This is a genomic window from Klebsiella sp. GB_Kp056, from assembly GCF_040064755.1.
Taxonomy (GTDB): domain Bacteria; phylum Pseudomonadota; class Gammaproteobacteria; order Enterobacterales; family Enterobacteriaceae; genus Klebsiella; species Klebsiella quasipneumoniae.
Genome location: NZ_JBEAJA010000035.1, coordinates 1 through 25,274 on the forward strand (window position 1 = coordinate 1; position 25,274 = coordinate 25,274).

The window sequence follows — 25,274 nt, forward strand, 5'->3', positions numbered from 1 at the left end:
GCCGCAGGGGTATCAACCCGAGCCTGCACAGTATCAGCAGCCGGTTTACGATCCGCATGCCGGTCAGCCTGCGCCGCAGGGGCATCAATCCGAGCCTGCACAGTATCAGCAGCCGGTTTACGATCCGCATGCCGGTCAGCCCGCGCCGCAGGGGTATCAACCCGAGCCTGCACAGTATCAGCAGCCGGTTTACGATCCGTATGCCGGCCAGCCCGCGCCGCAGGCGTATCAGCCTGAGCCCGCGCCGGTACCTGCCGCGCAGCCAGAGCCTGAGGTCGTGCAGGAAGAAGTGAAACGTCCGCCGCTCTATTACTTCGAGGAAGTGGAAGAGAAACGGGCGCGCGAACGCGAGCTGCTGGCTTCCTGGTATCAGCCTATTCCGGAGCCGGAAAGCCCGATCGCCACCAAACCGCTGACGCCGCCAGCCGCCCCGTCCAAACCGCCCGTGGAGTCAACCGTGGTTTCTGCGGTGGCGGCCGGGGTGCATCAGGCAACGGCTGCCAGCGGCGGCTCAGCGGCAGCGACGACGGCGACCGCCGCGTCCGCAGCGACGGCGCCATTGTTCAGCCCGGCCTCCAGCGGACCGCGGGTACAGGTGAAAGAGGGCATTGGTCCAAAACTACCGCGGCCTAATCGCGTTCGCGTCCCGACGCGTCGGGAACTGGCCTCCTACGGCATCAAGCTACCGTCGCAGCGGGAAGCAGAACAGCGCGCGCGGCAGGCGGAGCGCGACCCCCATTATGATGATGGGCTACTCTCGGATGAGGAAGCGGATGCTATGGAGCAGGATGAACTGGCTCGCCAGTTCGCCGCCACTCAACAGCAGCGCTATGGCCATCACTGGGAAGACGATAACGCGACTGATGACGATGATGCCGACGCCGCGGCGGAAGCGGAGCTGGCGCGCCAGTTTGCCGCCACCCAGCAGCAGCGCTACGCCTCCGAGCAGCCGCCGGGCGCCAATCCGTTCTCGCCGGCGGATTACGAATTCTCGCCGATGAAAACTCTGGTCAATGAGGGGCCGAGCGAGCCGCTGTTTACGCCGACACCTGAAGTACAGCCGCAGCAGCCAGCCCAGCACTATCAACAACCGGCCGCCGCTCCGCAGCAGGGTTATCAACATCAACCTGCGCAGCACCAGCCGGTACACCATCAGCCAGTACCGCCGCAGCCTTACCAGCCTGCGCCGCAGTCCGTGCCGCAACACCAGCCGGTTACCCCGCCGGGGCATCAGCCTGCCGCGCCTGCGCCGCAGGAGAGCCTGATCCACCCGCTGCTGATGCGCAATGGCGATAGTCGACCGCTGCAAAAGCCGACGACGCCGCTGCCGTCGCTGGATCTGCTTACGCCGCCGCCCAGTGAAGTCGAGCCGGTGGATACCTTTGCTCTCGAGCAGATGGCACGACTGGTGGAAGCGCGACTCGCCGATTTCCGCATTAAAGCGGATGTGGTGAACTACTCGCCGGGGCCGGTGATCACCCGCTTCGAACTGAATCTGGCGCCTGGCGTCAAAGCGGCGCGAATCTCTAACCTGTCACGGGATCTGGCGCGTTCACTGTCCACGGTCGCCGTGCGCGTGGTGGAGGTGATCCCGGGTAAACCGTATGTCGGGCTTGAGCTGCCGAATAAAAAGCGCCAGACCGTCTACCTGCGTGAAGTGCTCGACAACAGCAAGTTCCGTGATAACCCGTCGCCGCTGACCGTGGTGCTGGGTAAAGACATCGCCGGCGATCCGGTGGTGGCCGATCTGGCGAAAATGCCGCACCTGCTGGTGGCCGGTACCACCGGTTCCGGTAAGTCGGTCGGCGTCAACGCCATGATCCTCAGCATGCTCTACAAGGCGCAGCCGGAAGATGTGCGTTTCATCATGATCGACCCGAAAATGCTGGAGCTGTCGGTCTACGAAGGTATTCCGCACCTGCTGACGGAAGTGGTTACCGACATGAAAGACGCCGCCAATGCGCTGCGCTGGAGCGTCAACGAGATGGAGCGTCGCTACAAGCTGATGTCGGCGCTGGGCGTGCGTAACCTGGCGGGCTATAACGAGAAGATTGCAGAAGCGGCGCGCATGGGGCGTCCGATCCCGGATCCGTACTGGAAGCCAGGCGACAGTATGGACGCCGTGCACCCGGTACTGGAAAAGCTGCCGTACATTGTGGTGCTGGTGGACGAATTCGCCGACCTGATGATGACCGTCGGTAAGAAGGTGGAAGAGCTGATCGCTCGCCTGGCGCAGAAAGCGCGTGCGGCGGGGATCCACCTGGTGCTGGCGACGCAGCGTCCGTCGGTGGATGTCATTACCGGTCTGATTAAGGCCAACATTCCGACGCGCATCGCTTTTACCGTGTCGAGCAAAATTGACTCGCGTACCATTCTGGATCAGGGCGGTGCGGAATCGCTGCTCGGGATGGGGGACATGCTCTACTCCGGGCCGAACTCCACCACGCCGGTGCGCGTCCATGGGGCGTTTGTTCGCGACCAGGAAGTCCACGCCGTGGTTCAGGACTGGAAAGCCCGCGGTCGTCCGCAGTATGTAGACGGCATTACCTCCGACAGCGAAAGCGAAGGCGGCGGCGGTGGCTTCGACGGTGGTGAAGAGCTGGATCCGCTGTTCGATCAGGCGGTCAGCTTTGTGACCGAGAAGCGTAAAGCGTCGATTTCCGGGGTGCAGCGCCAGTTCCGCATCGGCTATAACCGTGCCGCGCGTATTATCGAACAGATGGAAGCGCAGGGCATTGTCAGCGAGCAGGGCCATAACGGTAACCGCGAAGTACTGGCGCCGCCGCCCTTTGAATGAGTGCAAAGTTGGGTAAATAAGCGCAAAATCAGCCAATTCTTCTGTCCCGCCGCCGTCGGCGGTCCTACATTAGGGGCAGAAGAGGCTCCCGCGTCGGGAGTGACGCACATTAAGGAAGAACAATGAAAAAACTCGCAATCACCTGTGCATTACTGTCTGGTATGGTCGTCAGCCAGGTCTGGGCAGATGCGGCCAGTGACTTAAAAAGCCGTCTTGATAAAGTGAGCAGCTTCCATGCCAGCTTCACGCAAAAAGTCACCGACGGCAGCGGCAACGCCGTGCAGGACGGACAGGGCGACCTGTGGGTAAAACGCCCGAATCTGTTTAACTGGCATATGACCCAGCCGGATGAGAGCGTCCTCGTTTCGGATGGTAAAACCCTGTGGTTCTATAACCCGTTCGTCGAGCAGGCCACGGCGACCTGGCTGAAAGACGCCACCAGCAACACGCCGTTTATGCTGATTGCCCGCAACCAGTCCAGCGACTGGCAGCAGTACAATATCAAACAAAACGGCGATGATTTTGTGCTGACGCCGAAAAGCGGCAGCGGCAACCTGAAGCAGTTCACGATCAACGTCGGTCGGGACGGCACCATCCATCAGTTCAGCGCCGTCGAGCAGGATGATCAGCGCAGCAGCTATCAGCTGAAATCGCAGCAGAACGGCGCCGTCGACGCATCTAAGTTCACCTTTACGCCGCCGAAAGGGGTGACGGTGGACGATCAACGTAAGTAGAGGCGAAAGTGAGCAATCTGTCGCTCGATTTTTCCGACAACGCGTTTCAACCTCTGGCCGCTCGCATGCGGCCAGAAAATTTAGCGCAGTATATTGGCCAGCAGCACCTGCTGGCACCGGGCAAACCCCTGCCGCGGGCGATCGAAGCCGGGCACCTGCATTCGATGATCCTCTGGGGGCCGCCGGGCACCGGCAAGACTACCCTGGCGGAAGTGATCGCCCGCTATGCCAGCGCCGATGTCGAACGGATCTCGGCGGTGACCTCCGGGGTGAAAGAGATCCGCGAGGCCATTGAGCGCGCGCGGCAGAATCGCAACGCCGGCCGACGAACGATTCTGTTTGTTGACGAAGTGCATCGCTTCAATAAAAGCCAGCAGGATGCCTTTCTGCCGCATATTGAAGATGGCACCATCACCTTTATTGGCGCGACCACCGAAAATCCCTCCTTTGAGCTTAACTCGGCGCTGCTCTCCCGCGCCCGCGTCTACTTACTGAAATCGCTCACCACCGACGATATCGAGCAGGTGCTTGACCAGGCGATGCACGATAAAACCCGCGGCTACGGCGGCCAGGATATCGTTTTGCCGGATGAGACCCGCAGGGCCATCGCCGAACTGGTGAACGGCGATGCGCGGCGGGCGCTGAATACCCTGGAAATGATGGCCGATATGGCCGAGAGCGATGATGCGGGCAAGCGGGTGCTGAAGGCGGAACTGCTGACCGAGATCGCCGGCGAGCGCAGCGCGCGCTTTGATAATAAAGGCGACCGTTTCTACGATTTGATTTCCGCCCTGCATAAGTCAGTGCGCGGGAGCGCGCCGGACGCGGCGCTCTACTGGTACGCGCGGATCATCACCGCCGGGGGCGATCCGCTGTACGTTGCCCGCCGTTGTCTGGCGATTGCCTCGGAAGACGTCGGCAACGCCGACCCGCGGGCGATGCAGGTGGCCATTTCGGCGTGGGACTGCTTTACCCGCGTCGGGCCGGCGGAAGGCGAACGGGCGATTGCCCAGGCCATTGTCTATCTGGCCTGCGCGCCGAAGAGCAATGCGGTCTACACCGCCTTTAAAGCGGCGCTGGCCGACGCGCGAGACCGTCCGGACTATGACGTTCCGGTGCATCTGCGCAATGCCCCGACGAAGCTGATGAAAGAGATGGGCTACGGGCAGGAGTATCGTTACGCTCATGACGAACCTAACGCCTACGCCGCCGGTGAGCAGTACTTCCCGCAGGAAATGGCGCAAACGCGCTATTATCGCCCGACAAACCGGGGGCTTGAGGGCAAAATTGGCGAAAAGCTCGCCTGGCTCGCTGAACAGGATCAAAATAGCCCGATAAAACGCTACCGCTAATTGAGGCGTTGCGGTAAGGTTATTACACTATTTCCGTGGTCGTAGTCTGCGGCCACTATTCTTTTTTTAATTCGATAAGCACAGGATAAGCATGCTCGATCCCAATCTGCTGCGTACCGAGCCAGACGCAGTCGCAGAAAAACTGGCACGCCGGGGCTTTAAGCTGGATGTAGATAAACTTCGCGCGCTTGAAGAGCGTCGTAAAGTTCTGCAGGTGCAAACGGAAAACCTGCAGGCGGAGCGCAACTCCCGATCGAAATCCATTGGCCAGGCGAAAGCGCGCGGGGAAGACATCGAGCCATTACGCCTGGAAGTGAACAAACTCGGCGAACAGCTGGATGCCGCAAAATCCGAGCTGGAAGCGCTGCTGGCGGAAATCCGCGATATCGCGCTGGCGATCCCGAATATTCCTCACGATGACGTGCCGGTTGGCCGTGACGAAAACGACAACGTTGAAGTCAGCCGCTGGGGCACGCCGCGCCAGTTCGATTTCGACGTGCGCGATCACGTGACGCTGGGTGAAATGCACGGGGGGCTGGATTTTGCCGCCGCCGTTAAGCTCACCGGTTCGCGCTTCGTGGTGATGAAAGGCCAGCTGGCCCGTCTGCACCGCGCCCTGGCGCAGTTCATGCTGGATCTGCACACTGAACAGCATGGCTATAGCGAAAACTATGTCCCGTACCTGGTTAACCAGGACACTCTGTATGGCACCGGCCAGCTGCCGAAATTTGCCGGCGACCTGTTCCATACCCGTCCGCTGGAAGAAGAGGCTGACAGCAGCAACTACGCGCTGATCCCGACGGCGGAAGTGCCGCTGACCAACCTGGTGCGTGATGAAATTATCGATGAAGACGATCTGCCGATAAAAATGACCGCCCATACGCCGTGCTTCCGTTCCGAAGCAGGTTCTTATGGTCGCGACACCCGCGGTCTGATCCGTATGCACCAGTTCGATAAAGTTGAAATGGTGCAGATTGTCCGTCCGGAAGACTCGATGGCGGCGCTGGAAGAGATGACCGGCCACGCCGAGAAAGTGCTGCAGCTGCTGGGCCTGCCTTACCGTAAGGTCGCGCTGTGCACCGGCGATATGGGCTTCAGCGCCTGCAAAACCTATGACCTCGAAGTGTGGGTCCCGGCGCAGAACACCTACCGTGAGATCTCTTCCTGCTCCAACGTCTGGGATTTCCAGGCGCGTCGTATGCAGGCTCGCTGCCGCAGCAAGTCCGACAAGAAGACCCGTCTCGTTCATACCCTGAATGGTTCTGGCCTGGCGGTCGGTCGTACCCTGGTGGCGCTGATGGAAAACTATCAGCAGGCCGATGGCCGTATCGAGATCCCGGAAATTCTGCGCCCGTATATGCGCGGCCTCGAATATATCGGTTAATTTTTACCTTCTCCCTTAAAAGCGCCTGCGGGCGCTTTTTTTACATCCTTATTGATACCGGGCAATAATCCCATCCGCGAATGCAGTGATACTCCCTTTGGATTAAACCAGCATAAAAAACCAATAATATTTCAAAGCCTTATATATATGACTATATAGCGCTTGTCAGTTTATTGTGAGCAACCAAAGCGAGTATCCATGAAAATTAAAGCCCCCGATGCTTTACTGGCTGCTGAGGTAAGCCGCCGTGGTCTGATGAAAACCACGGCAATAGGCGGCCTGGCGCTGGCCAGCAACGCACTAACGTTACCCTTTTCCCGTATGGCCCACGCCGCCGACACGCCTGCCCCGGCCAGTGAGAAGGTGGTCTGGAGCGCCTGCACCGTCAACTGCGGTAGCCGCTGCCCGCTGCGCATGCACGTGGTGGATGGCGCGATTCAATACGTCGAAACCGATAATACCGGTGACGATAACTATGACGGCCTGCATCAGGTGCGCGCCTGCCTGCGCGGGCGGTCTATGCGCCGCCGGGTTTATAACCCCGATCGGCTGAAATATCCGATGAAGCGCGTAGGCAAACGCGGTGAGGGTAAATTCGAGCAAATCAGCTGGGAAGAGGCGTTCGATATCATCGCCAGCACGACGCAGCGCCTGATTAAAGACTACGGCAACGAGTCCATCTATCTGAACTACGGCACCGGCACGCTGGGAGGCACGCTGACCCGCTCCTGGCCGCCGGGGAAAACCCTGATTGCCCGTCTGATGAACTGCTGCGGTGGGTATCTCAATCATTACGGCGACTATTCATCCGCGCAGATTGCCGCAGGGTTGAATTACACATACGGCGGCTGGGCGGATGGCAACAGCCCGTCGGATATTGAAAACAGCCAGTTAGTGGTGCTGTTCGGCAACAACCCAGGCGAAACGCGGATGAGCGGCGGCGGGGTGACCTACTATCTTGAGCAGGCGCGCCAGAAATCCAATGCCCGGATGATCATTATCGATCCGCGCTATACCGACACCGGCGCCGGACGCGAAGATGAATGGATCCCGATTCGCCCCGGTACCGATGCGGCGCTGGTATCGGGTCTGGCGTGGGTGATGATCACCGAGAATCTGGTCGATCAGCCGTTCCTCGATAAATACTGTGTGGGATACGACGAGAAAACTCTGCCTGCCGATGCCCCGGCCAATGGCCACTATAAAGCCTGGATCCTTGGCCAGGGCGCCGACGGTATCGCCAAAACGCCGGAGTGGGCCTCGACCATAACCGGTATTCCGCGCGAACGCATTGTTAAACTGGCGCGCGAAATTGCCAGCGCCAAACCGGCCTATATCAGCCAGGGCTGGGGGCCGCAGCGTCACGCCAACGGCGAAATCGCCACCCGGGCTATCGCGATGCTCGCCATTCTGACCGGTAACGTCGGGATCAACGGCGGCAACAGCGGCGCGCGCGAGGGCTCCTACAGCCTGCCGTTTGAGCGCATGCCGACGCTGGAGAATCCGGTTCAGACCAGCATCTCAATGTTTATGTGGACCGATGCGATTGAGCGCGGCCCGGAAATGACCGCCCTGCGCGATGGGGTGCGTGGCAAAGATAAGCTCGATGTGCCGATCAAAATGATCTGGAACTATGCGGGCAACTGCCTGATCAACCAGCACTCAGAGATTAACCGCACCCACGAGATCCTGCAGGACGACAAGAAGTGCGAGATGATTGTGGTCATCGACTGCCATATGACCTCGTCAGCGAAATACGCCGATATTCTGCTGCCGGACTGCACCGCCTCTGAGCAGATGGATTTCGCGCTGGATGCTTCCTGCGGCAACATGTCCTACGTCATCTTTGCCGACCAGGCCATCAAGCCGCGTTTCGAATGCAAAACTATCTATGAGATGACCAGCGAGCTGGCGAAGCGCCTCGGCGTCGAGGAAAAATTTACCGAAGGCCGTACCCAGGAAGGCTGGATGCGCTATCTGTATGAGCAGTCGCGTACAGCGATTCCCGACCTGCCGGATTTCGACACCTTCCGTCAGCAGGGCATCTATAAGCAGCGCGATCCGCAAGGGCACCATGTGGCTTATAAAGCCTTCCGCGAGGATCCGCAGGCTAATCCGCTGACCACGCCTTCGGGCAAGATTGAAATCTATTCGCAGGCGCTGGCGAAAATCGCCGCCACCTGGGAGCTGCCGGAAGGCGATGTCATCGATCCGCTGCCGATCTACACCCCGGGCTTCGAAAACTACAACGATCCGCTGACGGCGAAATACCCGCTACAGCTGACCGGCTTCCACTATAAATCGCGTGTCCATTCAACCTACGGCAACGTCGATGTACTGAAGGCTGCCTGTCGGCAGGAGATGTGGATTAACCCGATCGATGCCCGCCAGCGCGGCATTGCCAACGGCGATCGCATTCGCATCTTCAACGACCGTGGGGAAGTGCATATCGAAGCGAAGGTGACCCCGCGCATGATGCCGGGCGTGGTCGCGCTGGGGGAAGGGGCCTGGTATAACCCGGACGCCTCGCGCGTGGATCAGGCGGGCAGCATTAACGTGCTGACCACCCAGCGCCCCTCGCCGCTGGCGAAGGGGAACCCGTCGCATACCAACCTCGTCCAGGTTGAGAAGCTGTAAGGAGTAACCGATGACAACTCAGTATGGATTTTTTATTGATTCCGCCCGTTGCACCGGTTGCAAGACCTGCGAACTGGCCTGTAAGGACTACAAAAATCTGACCCCGGATGTCAGCTTCCGCCGCATTTATGAATATGCCGGCGGCGACTGGCAGGAGGATAACGGCGTCTGGAATCAGAACGTTTTCGCCTATTACCTCTCCATCGCCTGTAACCACTGCGAAGATCCGGCCTGCACCAAGGTCTGTCCGAGCGGAGCGATGCACAAGCGCGAAGACGGTTTTGTGGTGGTCAACGAAGAGGTATGCATTGGCTGCCGTTACTGCCATATGGCCTGTCCTTACGGCGCGCCGCAATATAATGCCGACAAAGGCCATATGACCAAGTGTGACGGCTGCCACGAGCGCGTTGCCGACGGGAAAAAGCCGATCTGCGTCGAGTCCTGCCCGCTGCGGGCGCTGGATTTCGGGCCGATTGCCGAACTGCGCGCTAAGCACGGCCAGCTGGCGGCGGTGGCGCCGTTGCCTTCGGCGCACTTTACCCGGCCGAGCATCGTGATCAAACCTAACGCCAATGCCCGGCCGTGTGGCGATACCACCGGTTACCTGGCAAACCCGAAGGAGGTGTAAGATGGGAAACGGATGGCATGAATGGCCGCTGATGATCTTTACGGTCTTCGGCCAGTGCGTCGCGGGCGGCTTCATCGTCCTGGCGCTGGCGCTCATGACGGGCAAGCTCTCCCGTGAGCAGGAGCAGCGCGTGGTGGGTAGCATGTTCGGCCTGTGGGTATTGATGGGGATCGGGTTTATCGCCTCGACAATGCACCTCGGTTCGCCGCTGCGGGCCTTTAACTCGCTCAATCGCGTAGGGGCCTCCTCGCTGAGTAATGAGATAGCCAGCGGGGCGATCTTCTTCGCCGTCGGCGGGATTGGCTGGCTGCTGACCGTGTGTAAAAAGCTGCCTGCCGGACTGCGTAGCCTGTGGCTGGTAGCGACCATGGCGCTTGGGGTGATCTTCGTCTGGATGATGGTGCGGGTCTATAACACCATCGACACGGTGCCGACCTGGTATACCGTCTGGACGCCGCTGAGCTTCTTCCTGACGCTGTTTATCGGCGGCCCGCTGCTGGGCTACCTGCTGCTGCGCGTCGCAGGCGTCGACGGTTGGGCGCTGCGCCTGCTGCCGGTGGTCACTTTACTGGCGCTGCTGGTGAGTATCGTGGTGGTCCTGATGCAGGGGAGTGAACTCGCCACTATCCGCAGCTCAGTTCAGCAGGCCTCCGCCCTGGTGCCGGATTATGGGCTGCTTATGGCCTGGCGCGTGGTGCTGCTGGCGCTGGCCCTGGCCTGCTGGTGCGTGCCGCAGATCCGCGGTCGCAAGCCGGCGGTCTCGCTGCTCGGCCTGGCGTTTGTTCTGGTGCTGGCGGGAGAGATGATCGGCCGCGGCGTATTCTATGGTCTGCATATGACCGTCGGGATGGCTATCGCCAGTTAATCAGCGTCATCATGCCGGCGCAGGCGTGCCGGCATGATGAAAACGTGCTGTCGATAGATGAAATTTTTCGACTGAAATTAACAGCAAGATTTATTAATAAATTAAGAAAAACAACAGCGTATTATCTGTTGCCTCATCTTTATCCGTTCTGTGGATAAAAAACTTCTATCGTGCCCGGCAAAACCGCGTCAGGCCTGATTTCAGGTGGATTGACAATGTTTTTAGCGGTGGCATGATGCGCTCGCGATCTGAACATTCCTCACGGTTTTTACCCATGACCATCTACACCCGGCCAGTGCAAATGCTGCTCTGTGGCCTGCTTTTACTGACCCTGGCGATAGCGGTGCTGAATACGCTCGTCCCGCTCTGGCTCGCCCATGAAAATATGCCAACCTGGCAGGTCGGCATGGTGGGGTCATCCTATTTTACCGGCAACCTGGCCGGTACGTTGCTTGCCGGCTGGGTGATCAAGCGCCTGGGGTTTAACCGCAGCTATTATCTCGCGTCGTTAATATTCGCCGTCGGCTGCGTAGGGCTGGGGATCACCGTGGGCTTCTGGACGTGGCTGAGCTGGCGTTTTATCGCCGGCGTAGGCTGCGCGATGATTTGGGTGGTGGTGGAAAGCGCGCTGGTCTGCAGCGGCACTTCACGCAGCCGCGGCCGTCTGCTGGCGGCGTACATGATGGTCTATTACGTCGGTACCGTACTGGGCCAGCTGATGGTCAGTAAACTCCCCACCGATCTAATGAGCGTCCTGCCGTGGGTGACGGGTCTGGCGCTGGCGGCGATCCTGCCGCTGCTGTTTACCCGCATCATGGGGCAGGCCGAAGAGCCACATGAAACGGTACGTATCTGGCCGATGCTGAAGCTGCGCCAGGCGCGCCACGGGGTCAATGGCTGCATTATCTCAGGGATTGTCCTCGGCTCGCTGTATGGTCTGATGCCGCTGTGGCTGAACCATCAGGGCGTCAGCGACGCCGGCATTGGCTTCTGGATGGCGGTGATGGTTAGCGCCGGGATCCTCGGCCAGTGGCCGGTAGGGCGCCTGGCAGACCGCTACGGTCGCCTGCTGGTGCTGCGGGTGCAGGTTTTTGTGGTGATTCTGGGATGTATGGCGATGCTCAGCCAGGCGGCGATGGCGCCGGCGCTGTTTGTGTTGGGCGCTTCGGGCTTTACCCTCTATCCGGTGGCGATGGCCTGGGCCTGTGAAAAAGTGGAGCACCATCAGCTGGTGGCAATGAACCAGGCGCTGTTGATGAGCTATACCATCGGCAGCCTGCTGGGCCCGACGCTGACGGCGATGCTGATGCAGAACTTCTCGGATAACCTGCTGTTTATTATGATCGCCAGCGTGTCGTTTATCTATCTGCTGACCCTGCTGCGTAAAGCCGGGCATCATCCAACGCCGGTGGCGCACGCCTGACCCTGTAGCGCGCAGCGCATGCTGCGCGTCATCCGTTTTAATTGCAGTAGAGCCGTCTTGCATAAGAATGCAACGGCTGGACGGTAACAGCTTCCCACGCCGTTGCAGGCCGGCATAAGCGCATCACCGGCCCGGTGGGATTAGTACATCACTTTGTGCCCATATTGCTCAAGGATGCCTTTGACTCGCTCCATGGTCTCTTTCTTCGGCGGATGGACGCCGTCCAGCTTGTACTCTTCGCCCATCGCTACCCATTTGTGTTTGCCCAGCTCATGGTAGGGCAGCAGCTCGATTTTTTCGACATTGCCCATATCGCGGGTAAATTCGCCCAGGCGGTGCGCGGAATCATCATCGTCTGACCAGCCCGGAACCACCACGTAGCGGATCCAGACATTGATATTCTTCTTCGCCAGATACTGGGCGAATTCCAGCGTACGATGGTTAGAGACACCGACCAGGTTCTGGTGAATCTCATCGTTCATCTGCTTGAGATCCAGCATCACCAGGTCTGTTACCTCCAGCAGTTCGTCGATAACGGGATCGTAGCGACGAACAAAGCCATTGGTATCGAGACAGGTATGAATACCTTCCTTCTTACAGGCGCGGAACCAGTCGCGAACAAACTCCGCCTGCAGGATCGCTTCGCCGCCCGATGCGGTGACGCCGCCGCCGGAAGCATTCATAAAGTGACGATAGGTCACTACCTCTTTCATTAACTCTTCAACGGTGATTTCTTTGCCGCCGTGGGTATCCCAGGTATCACGGTTATGGCAGTACAGGCAGCGCATCAGGCAGCCCTGGAAAAAGGTAATAAAGCGGATGCCCGGGCCATCAACGGTGCCACAGGATTCAAAGGAGTGAATGCGACCAATAACTGACATTGCGGTGTTTTCTCCAGATGTGGCCCATCCGGGGCCGTGTTGGTGCACAGCTCAGCGGCTGTGTCGAGTCTGTTTTGACAGATACCCAAAGTATAGATAACTGGCAAAGCAGGCTAGGGCGGGGATTGCTTGTTAAAAAGGCCCCACTGATGTGGGGCCTTTATTGTACGCTTTTTCAGTCAGACAGGGAATTACATGGTCTGAGTGAAGGTACGGGTAATAACGTCCTGCTGCTGTTCTTTAGTCAGGGAGTTAAAACGTACAGCGTAGCCAGATACGCGGATGGTCAGCTGCGGATATTTTTCCGGGTTTTCCATCGCGTCGAGCAGCATTTCGCGGTTCATCACGTTCACGTTCAGGTGCTGACCACCTTCGATGGACGCTTCGTGGTGGAAGTAACCATCCATCAGACCCGCCAGGTTGGTCTTACGAACTTCGTCATCTTTACCCAGCGCGTTCGGTACGATAGAGAAGGTGTAAGAGATACCATCTTTCGCGTAAGCAAACGGCAGTTTCGCTACGGAGGTCAGAGAGGCAACAGCACCTTTCTGGTCACGGCCGTGCATCGGGTTAGCACCTGGTCCGAACGGCGCGCCAGCGCGACGACCGTCTGGGGTGTTACCGGTTTTCTTACCATATACCACGTTAGAGGTGATGGTCAGAACAGACTGAGTCGGGATCGCGTTGCGGTAGGTGTGCAGTTTCTGAATTTTCTTCATGAAACGTTCAACCAGGTCAACGGCCATGTCATCGACGCGAGCATCGTTGTTACCAAACTGCGGGTATTCGCCTTCGATTTCGAAGTCGACAGCCAGACCGTCTTCGTCACGAATCGGTTTAACTTTCGCATATTTGATTGCAGACAGGGAGTCAGCAGCAACGGACAGACCCGCGATACCACACGCCATGGTGCGGATAACGTCACGGTCGTGCAGCGCCATCAGAGAGGCTTCGTAGCTGTACTTGTCGTGCATGTAGTGGATGATGTTCAGCGCAGTGACGTACTGTTTAGCCAGCCAGTCCATGAAGTGATCCATGCGTTCCATCACTTCGTCGAAGTTCAGAACGTCGCCTTTGATCGGTTCAGATTTCGGACCCACCTGCATTTTCAGTTTTTCATCCACGCCGCCGTTGATAGCGTACAGCATGGTTTTTGCGAGGTTGGCGCGAGCACCGAAGAACTGCATTTGCTTACCAACAACCATCGGGCTTACGCAGCATGCGATAGCGTAGTCGTCGTTGTTGAAGTCTGGACGCATCAGGTCATCGTTCTCATACTGCAGAGAAGAGGTATCGATGGACACTTTAGCAGCGAATTTCTTGAAGCTCAGCGGCAGTTTTTCAGACCACAGGATAGTGATGTTCGGCTCCGGAGACGGCCCCATGGTGTACAGGGTGTTCAGGAAGCGGAAGCTGTTTTTGGTCACCAGAGTACGGCCGTCAACGCCCATACCGCCGATGGATTCTGTTGCCCAAATCGGGTCACCGGAGAACAGTTCATCGTATTCCGGGGTACGCAGGAAGCGAACCATACGCAGTTTCATGACCAGGTGGTCAACCATTTCCTGCGCGTCTTGCTCGGTGATTTTACCCGCCTGCAGGTCACGTTCGATGTAGATATCCAGGAAGCTGGAGGTACGACCGAAGGACATTGCCGCGCCGTTCTGAGATTTAACGGCAGCCAGGTAACCGAAGTAGGTCCACTGGATAGCTTCCTGAGCGGTGGTCGCCGGACCGGAGATGTCGTAGCCATATTTAGCCGCCATCTCTTTGATCTGGCCCAGCGCGCGGTGCTGTTCAGCGATTTCTTCACGCAGACGGATGGTCGCTTCCAGATCTTCGCCGCTTTCCAGTTTCGCTTGCAGAGAGTTGAACTGGGCGAATTTGTCTTTCATCAGGAAGTCGATACCGTACAGCGCAACGCGACGGTAGTCACCGATGATACGACCACGGCCGTAAGCATCCGGCAGACCAGTCAGCACGCCGGATTTACGGCAGCGCAGGATGTCCGGAGTATAGACGTCGAAAACGCCCTGGTTGTGAGTTTTACGGTACTCAGTGAAGATTTTTTTCAGCATCGGGTCCAGCTCGCGATTGTACGCTTTGCAGGAACCTTCAACCATTTTAATACCACCGAACGGGATGATCGCACGTTTCAGCGGCGCTTCGGTCTGCAGACCAACGATTTTTTCCAGACCTTTCTCGATATAGCCTGCGTCGTGAGAGGTGATGGTGGAGGCCAGGGCAGTGTCAAAATCAACAGGCGCGTGAGTGCGGTTTTCCTGTTTTACACCTTCCATTACGCTGTCCCACAGCTTGGTGGTCGCTTCAGTCGCGCCAGCCAGGAAGGATTCGTCGCCTTCATATGGGGTGTAGTTTTTCTGAATAAAGTCACGGACGTTGACTTCATTCTGCCAGTCACCTTTCGCAAAACCTTCCCAGGCTGTGGCTAACTTTTCATTAAGCTCGGACATGTAACACCTACCTTCTTAAGTGGATTTTTTATTTACTGCCTGAAACAACCCTTAGTGATGGTCGTTGCCACGCAGGTAAATGACCCAGTATGTCAACCCGACCAGCAGACCCCCGCCGATAATGTTCCCGATAGTTACCGGAATCAGGTTATCAGTGATGAAGTTCATAACGGTCAAGTGAGAGAAACTTTCCGGAGTCGAACCGATTGCGGTCCAGAATTCCGGGCTTGCAAAGTTGCGGATTACGATACCCATCGGGATCATAAACATGTTGGCGATGCTGTGCTCAAAGCCGCTGGCAACGAACATCGCTACCGGCAGGACCATGATCATCGCTTTATCCATCAGGCTACGACCGGAATAGCTCATCCATACGGCGAGACAAACCATCAGGTTAGCGAGGATACCCAGGCTCACGGCCTCCACAAAAGTATGGTGCATTTTGTGGTCAGCGGTCTGCAGGACATTGAGCCCCCAACCGCCGTTGGCAGTCATATATTCGCCTGATAACCACATCAGCAGCACAAACAGCAGTGCGCCCACCAGGTTACCAAAATAGACGTTGAGCCAGTTTTTTGCCAGTTGCCCCCAGGTAATTCGACCGCTGGCTTTCGCCACCACGATCAATACCGTAGAGGTAAAGAGGTCAGCGCCGCAGATAATGCACAGAATCAGACCCAGGGAAAAACAGACCCCACCGATAAGCTTGGCAATCCCATAAGGCATCGCGGCAGTGCCGGTGGTCGCGGTGATATAGAATACGAAAGCGATGGAGATGAAAACGCCAGCGGTGATCGCCAGATAAAAGGTCTTCATCGGATGCTTCGTTGCTTTATAGACACCTGCTTCTTCGGCGACTTTCGCCATCGCGGCAGGGAGCAAAAGATCAAAAGGGTTGTCAGCTTTCACACTAACTCTCTCTTTATATAAGTTGGCGGTGAGATACTAACAAAGCATTATAGAAGGGAAATTGATATAGATCATATCTCACCGGAACTATATGCCTTTTTAGTGTGTGGTTTTTGTGTTTTTAGTGGTTAAATTATTGAATATTATGAAGAAAATAAATTTTAAAATTTATAAGTTATGTTGAATTTTTTCGTTTTCACGCCATTTTTTGAGTTAATTAATATGGAGTATTTTATTTAAAATTAACGAATGGTAAATCTTATAAGCGCATTATTTACTATTAATTAACTTTGCAACTACAAACTATAGTGGCCGCCTCGTCAGGTGAAATCAACGGAGCCGCATTGGGCTCCGTTGCTGGTCATCAGGATGGCGCGCTTAGGGCTTATTTTGCCCAGAACGCCGCCTTCGCTCGCTGCAGTTTTTCATAAGCCTTCAGCAGCGACTGATGGGCCGGGAAGGCCTGCAGATCGCTGTCGACAGCCTGAAGGCCATAGAACGGCGCTTCCCCGCTCAGCGCCGCGCTGGCGGCTTCGACCGCTTCGGCGCCGTACATACGGATAAAGGCGTTCAGGTATTGCAGCGGCTGACGCTCCTCTTCCTGGCTCAGCAGCAGCAGGGTCTGCAGGCAGCGATAGTAGTTAGCGCGTTCCGCGCTGAAGACCGAAGCGTTGAACTCCATGGTCCACTCGGTCCAGATCAGCGCCTGCTCCAGATCGCCGCCGGCCAGGGCCAGCATGGCTTTCAGCTCGCCGACGCGCAGGGTATACCAGCCGTTGTCTTTGCCGGTGGCGAGGCCCAGCAGTTCGCGAACGCGGGTGAAATCATCCAGGCCTTCATCGTCCATCTGCTCGATCAGCGCCAGGTAATCTTCTTTTTCCCACTCGCTGCCCGGCAGGGACAGAATGGTGTCGCGCAGATGAGCGCCCATGCTGTTGTTCGCCAGCCACAGATCTTCCGCCGGGTAAATATCCGACATCCCCGGGACGATGATACGGCAGGCGTAAACGCCCAAGTGCTCGTAGTCGGCGATATACACTTCTTTATCTTCGGCCTTGAAGATGGCCATCAGGGTGGCGAACTCTTCTTCTGTGGTGCCGGAGAAGCTCCAGTCAACGAACGGATAGTCGGCATCCTGCTTGAACATATCCCAGGAAATCAGGCCGCTGGAGTCGATAAAGTGGGTTTCGAGGTTAGCATGCTCGGCGACTTCTTCGTCGTCGAAGGTCGGCGGCGTGAAGACGTCGAGATCTTTCAGGCTGCGGCCCTGCAGCAGTTCGGTGACCGTACGCTCCAGCGCCACGCCGAAGTCCGGATGGGCGCCGAAAGAGGCGAAGCAGGTGCCGTTTGCCGGGTTAAACAGCACGACGCAGATAACCGGATACTTGCCGCCCAGCGAGCCATCATAGGCAAAGATCGGGAAACCTTCGGCTTCCAGTTTGGCGATCGACTCCACGACGCCCGGATAGCGCGCCATGACCTCCGCCGGGATCTCCGGCAGGCTGATGCTTTCGGCGATGATGCGGTTTTTGATATGGCGCTCAAAGACTTCGGACAGGCCCTGCACGCGAGCTTCATTGCGGGTGTTGCCGGCGGACATGCCGTTGGAGACATACAGGTTGCCGACGATATTCATAGGAATATAGACCGTTTCGCCGTCGGACTGGCGGGTAAAGGGCAGGCCGCACACGCCGCGCTCATCGTTACCGGATTGCAGATCCACCAGCATGCTGGCCGTCAGCTGATCGTCCGGATCGTAGAACGTGAGCAGGCGGGCATCCAGCAGACCTTCCGGGACGTCGTCGTTTTCGGTCAGCGGGAACCACTTTTCGTTCGGGTAGTGAACGAACGGGCCGTTAGCGATAGTGTCGCCTAACCAGAAGTCAGCGAAAAAATAGTTGGTGGACAGGCGCTCGAAATATTCGCCCAGCGCGGAGGCGAGGGCTGCCTTTTTGGTGGCGCCTTTACCATTGGTAAAGCACAGCGCGCATTCCTTATCGCGAATGTGAACGGACCACACGTGCGGCACCGGGTTCAGCCACGAGGCCTCTTCGATATCAAATCCGAGGTCGAGCAATTTTTGCTGGAAGCGAGCGATGGAATCTTCCAGGGCGGCATCTTTGCCGGGAATAAACGTTTGGGTCATGGCGATCACTTTTGTCGTACGGAAAGCGCGCAATGATACGGCTTTTATCTGACAGGTGCTATCTCCATCATCTGGCTATGCTTAGAGACATCTTTTAATGCTCAGGGAGATGATAATGAAAGCCTTTGACTGGCAGAGGATGGCGCTCGATAAAGTGCCGGTGGAATTTCTCGGCGAGGTGGCGTTGCGCAGCCTCTACACCTTTGTTCTGGTCTTTATTTTCCTCAAAATTACCGGACGGCGCGGCGTGCGGCAGATGTCGCTGTTTGAAGTGCTGATTATTCTGACCCTCGGCTCGGCGGCGGGGGACGTGGCGTTTTATGACGATGTTCCGCTGTTGCCGGTGCTGGTGGTCTTCGTCACGCTGGCGCTGCTTTATCGCGGCATCATGTGGCTGATGGGGCATAGTGAAAAGCTGGAGGATCTGCTGGAGGGCAAGCCTATCGTGGTGGTGGAGGAGGGGCAACTGGCATGGGAGAAACTGCATGCGGAAAATATGACCGAATTCGAATTTTTTATGGAGCTACGGGTCAACAGCGTCGAGCAGCTCGGCCAGGTGCGGCTGGCGATCCTTGAAACCAATGGCCAGATCAGCGTGTTTTATTATCCCGATGACGAGGTGAGGGCCGGGTTGTCGATTCTCCCGACGCACTGCACCACGCGCTATACCACTATTCCTCAGGAGGGGATCTACGCCTGCGTACGCTGCAGCATCGTGATGGCGATGCAGGCGGGAGAAAAGCGAATATGTTCCCGCTGCGCAAATGCAGAATGGTCGAAGGCCAGCCGGGCGAAACGGCTCACCTGACAGCAAATATGTCGGTTTTATTACGTCAAGCCGATAGATTCTGTTGTGTGACGGCTGCCGCGTTTTACCGTCGGCGAGTTTTAGCCATTGCGGACCGTGTCACTGAATGATAAAACCGATAGCCACAGGAATAACTTATGCCCGCGGCGGTTCGCGGGCAAAACAACATAGCAACGTGGTGAGGGGAAATGGCTCAGGTCTATAACTTCAGTTCGGGCCCGGCAATGCTGCCGGCGGAAGTACTCAAACTGGCTCAGCAGGAACTGTGCGACTGGCACGGTCTGGGTACGTCGGTCATGGAAATCAGTCACCGTGGTAAGGAGTTCATCCAGGTGGCAGAAGAGGCAGAACAGGACTTCCGTTCTCTGCTGAATATCCCTTCCAACTATAAAGTGTTGTTCTGTCATGGCGGCGGCCGCGGCCAGTTCGCCGGGATCCCGCTGAACATCCTCGGCGATAAAAACGTCGCTGACTATGTGGACGCTGGCTACTGGGCCGCCAGCGCGGTCAAAGAGGCGAAGAAATACTGCACGCCTAACGTCATCGACGCGAAAATCACCGTCGACGGCAAGCGCGCGGTCAAGCCAATGAGCGAGTGGCAGCTGACGCCGGGCGCGGCGTATCTGCACTACTGCCCGAACGAAACCATTGACGGTATCGCGATTGACGATACGCCGAACTTCGGCGACGACGTCATCGTGACCGCCGATTTCTCCTCCACCATTCTGTCCCGCGAAATTGACGTCAACCGCTTCGGCGTGATCTATGCCGGCGCGCAGAAGAATATCGGCCCGGCAGGGTTGACGCTGGTCATCGTGCGTGAAGATCTGCTGGGTAAAGCCAGCGTGGCCTGCCCGTCAATCCTCGACTACACCGTGTTAAGCGAGAATGACTCGATGTTTAACACGCCGCCGACGTTCGCCTGGTATCTGGCCGGTCTGGTGTTTAAGTGGCTGAAACAGCAGGGCGGCGTTGCCGCGATGGACAAGATCAACCAGCAGAAAGCCGAACTGCTGTATGGCGTGATCGATAACAGCGGCTTCTATCGTAACGATGTGGCGCAAGCCAACCGCTCCCGTATGAACGTGCCGTTCCAGCTGGCGGACAGCGCGCTGGATAAACTGTTCCTAGAAGAGTCGTTTGCCGCCGGGCTGCACGCGCTTAAGGGCCACCGGGTGGTGGGCGGCATGCGTGCCTCCATCTACAACGCGATGCCGTTAGACGGCGTGAAGGCGTTAACCGATTTTATGCTGGACTTCGAACGCCGCCACGGTTAATCGCCCGTTCCTTTCTTCCTCCCCGCGGCCTGTCTGCGGGGTTTTTATTCTGTTTGTTTGAGAGTGAAGTTTGATGGATTCCCTGACGTTACAACCCATCGCACGCGTAGAGGGCACCGTGAACCTGCCAGGTTCGAAAAGCGTCTCCAACCGCGCGCTGCTGCTGGCCGCCCTGGCTCGCGGCACGACGGTGCTGACCAACCTGCTGGACAGCGACGATGTGCGCCATATGCTGAATGCCCTGAGTGCGCTGGGGGTTCAATACACCCTGTCTGCTGACCGTACCCGCTGTGAAGTGACCGGCAACGGCGGCCCGCTGCATGCCGCAGCGGCGCTGGAGCTGTTCCTCGGCAACGCCGGTACCGCGATGCGCCCGCTGGCGGCAGCCCTGTGCCTTGGCAGCAACGATATCGTGCTGACCGGCGAGCCGCGAATGAAAGAGCGCCCGATCGGCCATCTGGTGGATGCCCTGCGTCAGGGCGGCGCTCAGATCGACTATCTGGAGCAGGAAAATTATCCGCCGCTGCGCCTGCGCGGGGGATTCCAGGGGGGCAACGTTGAAGTTGACGGCAGCGTCTCCAGCCAGTTCCTGACCGCACTGCTGATGACCGCGCCGCTGGCGCCGCAGGATACTGTGATCGCCATTAAGGGCGATCTGGTGTCAAAACCCTATATCGACATTACGCTGCACCTGATGAAAACCTTCGGGGTTGAGGTGGACAACCAGTCTTATCAGCGCTTTGTGGTGCGCGGCAAGCAACAGTATCAGTCGCCGGGGGATTACCTGGTGGAAGGGGATGCTTCATCGGCCTCGTATTTCCTTGCCGCTGGCGCCATTAAGGGCGGCACGGTGAAAGTCACCGGTATCGGCCGCGGCAGCGTACAGGGCGATATTCGTTTCGCCGACGTACTGGAAAAAATGGGCGCCACCGTCACCTGGGGCGACGATTTCATCGCCTGTACCCGTGGCGAGCTCAAGGCTATCGATATGGATATGAACCATATCCCGGACGCCGCGATGACCATCGCCACCGCCGCGCTGTTCGCGCAAGGGACCACCACGCTGCGCAATATCTACAACTGGCGGGTCAAGGAGACGGACCGTCTGTTCGCCATGGCGACCGAGTTGCGTAAAGTGGGCGCCGAGGTGGAAGAGGGTGAAGATTATATTCGCATCACCCCGCCGGCGACGCTGAAGTATGCTGAAATCGGCACCTATAACGACCACCGGATGGCGATGTGCTTCTCGCTGGTGGCGCTGTCTGATACGCCGGTGACCATCCTTGATCCGAAGTGTACGGCGAAAACCTTCCCCGACTATTTTGAGCAACTGGCGCGGATCAGTACGCCGGCCTGAATGACGCGAATTTAAGGTAACAACGCCGACCTTCAGGTCGGCGTTTTTTTATCTCTGCTTGTCGGACAGGAAACTAAATGCTAGCCTTGCTTGCTTGTAAATATAGGATTTATAAGCATTTATTATGCTAATCAATGGATGATTGATATGAGAAATACAAAAGTAATGCTGGCTTTGGCCGTTTCCGCCACGTTGTTGGCAGGTTGTAAAAATATGCAGGGGATGGACACCAACGCCCTCGTCAATTCAGGAATGACGGCTTACAAAGCGGCGACGCTTTCTGACTCTGAAGTCAAAACGCTTTCCGACGATGCCTGTAAGCAAATGGATAGTGAAAATAAACTGGCTAGTGCATCAAGTAAGTACACCAAACGTCTGAACAAAATTGCCAAAGCGTTAGGAAATAATATCAACGGCACGCCGGTAACCTATAAGGTTTATATGACATCCGACGTCAACGCCTGGGCAATGGCCAACGGCTGCGTCCGCGTCTATAGCGGCCTGATGGACATGATGACCGATAATGAAGTTGAAGCGGTTCTGGGCCATGAGCTGGGTCACGTAGCGCTCGGACACTCGCGCAAAGCGATGCAAACCGCGTATGCGACTATTGCCGCACGCGATGCAATTTCAGCGACCAGCGAAGCGGCTGCAAACTTGTCTAAATCTCAGTTGGGCGATATCGCTGAGGGAATGATCAACTCTGCGTTCTCCCGCTCGCAGGAGTCGGATGCTGATGATTTCTCTTACGATCTGCTGAAAAAACGCAACATCAGCACTCAGGGGCTGGTGGGCAGCTTCGAAAAACTGGCCAGCCTTGACGCCGGCCACAGTAAATCTCTGTTCGATTCACACCCGCCTTCAGCTGAACGCGCGCAGCATATCCGCGACCGTATCGCTGCAGATAAAAAGTAAAACTCCCTCATCTTCCGGGCTGATGCTCTATCAGCCCGCTATAATTGCTCAATTCTTCCGCATGAGATTTCCAGTTATCTGTAATTTAAAAGCAAGACTCACTTTCCGCCGAAGAGATGCGTATAATGCGCGGCGTTTAGATATTTATGCGCCTTGCTGAAGGAGAAAAAGATGACGGCAACAGTTCCGGTAATCACCATTGATGGGCCTGGCGGTGCGGGTAAAGGTACGTTGTGCAAGGCAATGGCGGAAGCGCTGGGCTGGCATCTGTTAGATTCAGGCGCGATCTACCGCGTTCTGGCGCTGGCGGCGCTGCATCATCATGTTGACGTGGAGTCCGAAGAGGCGCTGGTGCCCCTGGCTGCCCATCTTGACGTGCGCTTTATTTCTACTGACGGCAACCTCGAAGTGGTGCTGGAAGGGGAAGATGTCAGCGGCGAAATTCGCACCCAGGAGGTCGCGAACGCCGCCTCGAAAGTGGCGGCTTTCCCTCGCGTTCGCGAAGCGCTGCTGCGCCGCCAGCGCGCCTTTCGTGAGCTGCCGGGGCTGATTGCCGACGGGCGCGATATGGGCACGGTGGTTTTCCCGGACGCGCCGGTGAAAATTTTCCTCGATGCCTCGGCCGATGAGCGGGCGCATCGCCGCATGCGGCAGTTGCAGGAAAAGGGCTTTGATGTTAACTTTGAACGTCTTTTGTCCGAGATAAAAGAGCGTGACGATCGCGATAGAAATCGCGCCGTGGCGCCGCTTGTCCCGGCTGCCGATGCATTAGTTCTCGATTCAACCGAACTAAACATTGAGCAAGTGATTGAAAAAGCGCTACAATATGCGCGCGAAAAATTGGCCGTTGCGTAAGCCTTAACCGGTCACGCGCCGAAGCCTCCGAATTATAGCAGTACCCCGCGGCAATGGATGGTCAGCGGGTATGTGAAACAACCCCATCCGGCACGGAGCCAGGTGGACGTTAATATTAACCTGAAGATTAAACATGACTGAATCTTTTGCTCAACTGTTTGAAGAATCCTTAAAAGAAATCGAAACCCGCCCGGGTTCCATCGTTCGTGGTGTTGTTGTTGCTATCGACAAAGACGTAGTACTGGTTGACGCCGGTCTGAAATCTGAGTCCGCCATCCCGGCTGAGCAGTTCAAAAACGCCCAGGGCGAGCTGGAAATCCAGGTTGGTGACGAAGTTGACGTTGCTCTGGATGCAGTAGAAGACGGCTTCGGTGAAACTCTGCTGTCCCGTGAGAAAGCTAAACGTCACGAAGCTTGGATCACGCTGGAAAAAGCTTACGAAGACGCTGAAACTGTTACCGGTGTTATCAACGGCAAAGTTAAAGGTGGCTTCACTGTTGAGCTGAACGGTATTCGTGCGTTCCTGCCGGGTTCCCTGGTAGACGTTCGTCCGGTGCGCGACACGCTGCACCTGGAAGGCAAAGAGCTTGAGTTCAAAGTCATCAAGCTGGACCAGAAGCGTAACAACGTTGTTGTTTCTCGTCGTGCCGTTATCGAATCCGAAAACAGCGCAGAGCGCGATCAGCTGCTGGAAAACCTGCAGGAAGGCATGGAAGTCAAAGGTATCGTTAAGAACCTCACTGACTACGGTGCATTCGTTGATCTGGGCGGCGTTGACGGCCTGCTGCACATCACCGATATGGCCTGGAAACGCGTTAAGCATCCGAGCGAAATCGTAAACGTTGGCGACGAAATCACTGTTAAAGTGCTGAAGTTCGACCGCGAGCGTACCCGTGTATCCCTGGGCCTGAAACAGCTGGGCGAAGATCCGTGGGTAGCTATCGCTAAACGTTATCCGGAAGGTACCAAACTGACCGGTCGCGTGACCAACCTGACCGACTACGGCTGCTTCGTTGAAATCGAAGAAGGCGTTGAAGGCCTGGTTCACGTTTCTGAAATGGATTGGACCAACAAAAACATCCACCCGTCCAAAGTTGTTAACGTTGGCGACGTAGTGGAAGTAATGGTTCTGGATATCGACGAAGAGCGTCGTCGTATCTCCCTGGGTCTGAAGCAGTGCAAATCTAACCCATGGCAGCAGTTCGCGGAAACCCACAACAAGGGCGACCGTGTTGAAGGTAAAATCAAGTCTATCACTGACTTCGGTATCTTCATCGGCCTGGACGGCGGCATCGACGGCCTGGTTCACCTGTCTGACATCTCCTGGAACGTTGCAGGCGAAGAAGCAGTTCGTGAATACAAAAAAGGCGACGAAATCGCAGCAGTTGTTCTGCAGGTTGACGCAGAGCGTGAGCGTATCTCCCTGGGCGTTAAACAGCTGGCGGAAGATCCGTTCAACAACTACGTTGCTCTGAACAAGAAAGGCGCTATCGTTGTTGGTAAAGTGACTGCAGTTGACGCTAAAGGCGCAACCGTAGAACTGGCTGACGGCGTAGAAGGTTACCTGCGTGCTTCTGAAGCATCCCGTGACCGCGTTGAAGACGCAACTCTGGTTCTGAGCGTTGGCGACGAAGTTGAAGCGAAATTCACTGGCGTGGATCGTAAGAACCGCGTAGTGAGCCTGTCTGTACGTGCGAAAGACGAAGCGGAAGAAAAAGACGCTATCGCTACCGTGAACAAGCAGGAAGACGCGAACTTCTCCAACAACGCCATGGCTGAAGCGTTCAAAGCAGCGAAAGGCGAGTAATCTTTGTCATTCAGGTAATAACAAC

Annotated in this window: 18 protein-coding genes; 14 read left to right on the top strand and 4 right to left on the bottom strand. The window is 56.8% G+C overall.

All coding sequences use genetic code 11. The features are described from left to right. The 8 genes from ftsK to ABLV52_RS02655 all read left to right on the top strand — a co-directional run. On the top strand, positions 1 to 2,797 hold a 2,797-nt coding region (gene ftsK / locus ABLV52_RS02620), incomplete at its 5' end, for a DNA translocase FtsK (RefSeq protein WP_348889963.1). A 122-nt stretch (positions 2,798 to 2,919) separates the two neighbouring features. Further along, a complete protein-coding gene (gene lolA / locus ABLV52_RS02625; protein WP_004201368.1) occupies positions 2,920 to 3,531 on the top strand; it encodes an outer membrane lipoprotein chaperone LolA in 612 nt (203 codons plus the stop codon). An 8-nt stretch (positions 3,532 to 3,539) separates the two neighbouring features. Then, entirely contained in the window at positions 3,540 to 4,883 is a 1,344-nt protein-coding gene (gene rarA, locus ABLV52_RS02630; protein ID WP_032455263.1) for a replication-associated recombination protein RarA, read from the top strand. Between the two features lie 91 nt (positions 4,884 to 4,974). Further along, the gene (gene serS / locus ABLV52_RS02635) at positions 4,975 to 6,267 is read left to right on the top strand and encodes a serine--tRNA ligase (RefSeq protein WP_004201371.1); all 1,293 of its coding nucleotides are present in this window, start codon (positions 4,975 to 4,977) and stop codon (positions 6,265 to 6,267) included. A 198-nt stretch (positions 6,268 to 6,465) separates the two neighbouring features. Beyond that, complete coding sequence (gene dmsA, locus ABLV52_RS02640; RefSeq protein WP_044521912.1) at positions 6,466 to 8,904, top strand: dimethylsulfoxide reductase subunit A; 2,439 nt, start codon at positions 6,466 to 6,468, stop codon at positions 8,902 to 8,904. A gap of 10 nt (positions 8,905 to 8,914) precedes the next feature. Next, positions 8,915 to 9,532 (top strand): DMSO/selenate family reductase complex B subunit, encoded by a 618-nt coding sequence (locus ABLV52_RS02645; RefSeq protein ID WP_023289012.1) that lies wholly within the window; start codon positions 8,915 to 8,917, stop codon positions 9,530 to 9,532. A 1-nt stretch (position 9,533) separates the two neighbouring features. Continuing rightward, positions 9,534 to 10,397, top strand: a complete 864-nt coding sequence (locus ABLV52_RS02650) for a dimethyl sulfoxide reductase anchor subunit family protein (RefSeq protein WP_348889964.1) — start codon at positions 9,534 to 9,536, stop codon at positions 10,395 to 10,397. A 274-nt stretch (positions 10,398 to 10,671) separates the two neighbouring features. Continuing rightward, positions 10,672 to 11,820 (top strand): MFS transporter, encoded by a 1,149-nt coding sequence (locus ABLV52_RS02655; protein WP_008805851.1) that lies wholly within the window; start codon positions 10,672 to 10,674, stop codon positions 11,818 to 11,820. Positions 11,821 to 11,960: 140 nt separating this feature from the next. On the opposite strand, the gene pflA is transcribed toward ABLV52_RS02655, so the two are convergent. The 4 genes from pflA to ycaO form a co-directional block, all read right to left on the bottom strand. Beyond that, positions 11,961 to 12,701, bottom strand: a complete 741-nt coding sequence (pflA, locus tag ABLV52_RS02660) for a pyruvate formate lyase 1-activating protein (RefSeq protein ID WP_002898145.1) — start codon at positions 12,699 to 12,701, stop codon at positions 11,961 to 11,963. 191 nt (positions 12,702 to 12,892) lie between these two features. Next, positions 12,893 to 15,175: a formate C-acetyltransferase gene (gene pflB / locus ABLV52_RS02665; RefSeq protein ID WP_023289014.1), complete on the bottom strand. Its 2,283-nt coding sequence runs from the start codon at positions 15,173 to 15,175 to the stop codon at positions 12,893 to 12,895. 51 nt (positions 15,176 to 15,226) lie between these two features. Further along, on the bottom strand, positions 15,227 to 16,084 hold the full coding sequence (gene focA, locus ABLV52_RS02670) for a formate transporter FocA (protein ID WP_023289015.1): 858 nt from the start codon (positions 16,082 to 16,084) through the stop codon (positions 15,227 to 15,229). 385 nt (positions 16,085 to 16,469) lie between these two features. Beyond that, on the bottom strand, positions 16,470 to 18,230 hold the full coding sequence (gene ycaO / locus ABLV52_RS02675; protein WP_032455278.1) for a 30S ribosomal protein S12 methylthiotransferase accessory factor YcaO: 1,761 nt from the start codon (positions 18,228 to 18,230) through the stop codon (positions 16,470 to 16,472). A 115-nt stretch (positions 18,231 to 18,345) separates the two neighbouring features. Between ycaO and ABLV52_RS02680 the strand changes: the two genes are divergently transcribed. The 6 genes from ABLV52_RS02680 (at position 18,346) to rpsA (ending at position 25,249) form a co-directional block, all read left to right on the top strand. After that, a complete protein-coding gene (locus tag ABLV52_RS02680) occupies positions 18,346 to 19,038 on the top strand; it encodes a DUF421 domain-containing protein (RefSeq protein ID WP_023289017.1) in 693 nt (230 codons plus the stop codon). A 188-nt stretch (positions 19,039 to 19,226) separates the two neighbouring features. Further along, complete coding sequence (gene serC, locus ABLV52_RS02685; protein ID WP_023289018.1) at positions 19,227 to 20,315, top strand: 3-phosphoserine/phosphohydroxythreonine transaminase; 1,089 nt, start codon at positions 19,227 to 19,229, stop codon at positions 20,313 to 20,315. A 73-nt stretch (positions 20,316 to 20,388) separates the two neighbouring features. Beyond that, positions 20,389 to 21,672, top strand: coding sequence for a 3-phosphoshikimate 1-carboxyvinyltransferase (gene aroA / locus ABLV52_RS02690; protein WP_044521915.1), 1,284 nt, complete (start codon positions 20,389 to 20,391; stop codon positions 21,670 to 21,672). Positions 21,673 to 21,819: 147 nt separating this feature from the next. Then, positions 21,820 to 22,587 (top strand): M48 family metallopeptidase, encoded by a 768-nt coding sequence (locus ABLV52_RS02695; protein ID WP_049014842.1) that lies wholly within the window; start codon positions 21,820 to 21,822, stop codon positions 22,585 to 22,587. A 171-nt stretch (positions 22,588 to 22,758) separates the two neighbouring features. Continuing rightward, positions 22,759 to 23,442: a (d)CMP kinase gene (gene cmk, locus ABLV52_RS02700; protein WP_023289021.1), complete on the top strand. Its 684-nt coding sequence runs from the start codon at positions 22,759 to 22,761 to the stop codon at positions 23,440 to 23,442. 133 nt (positions 23,443 to 23,575) lie between these two features. Then, positions 23,576 to 25,249, top strand: coding sequence for a 30S ribosomal protein S1 (rpsA, locus tag ABLV52_RS02705; RefSeq protein ID WP_002898162.1), 1,674 nt, complete (start codon positions 23,576 to 23,578; stop codon positions 25,247 to 25,249). Positions 25,250 to 25,274 lie beyond the last annotated feature (25 nt).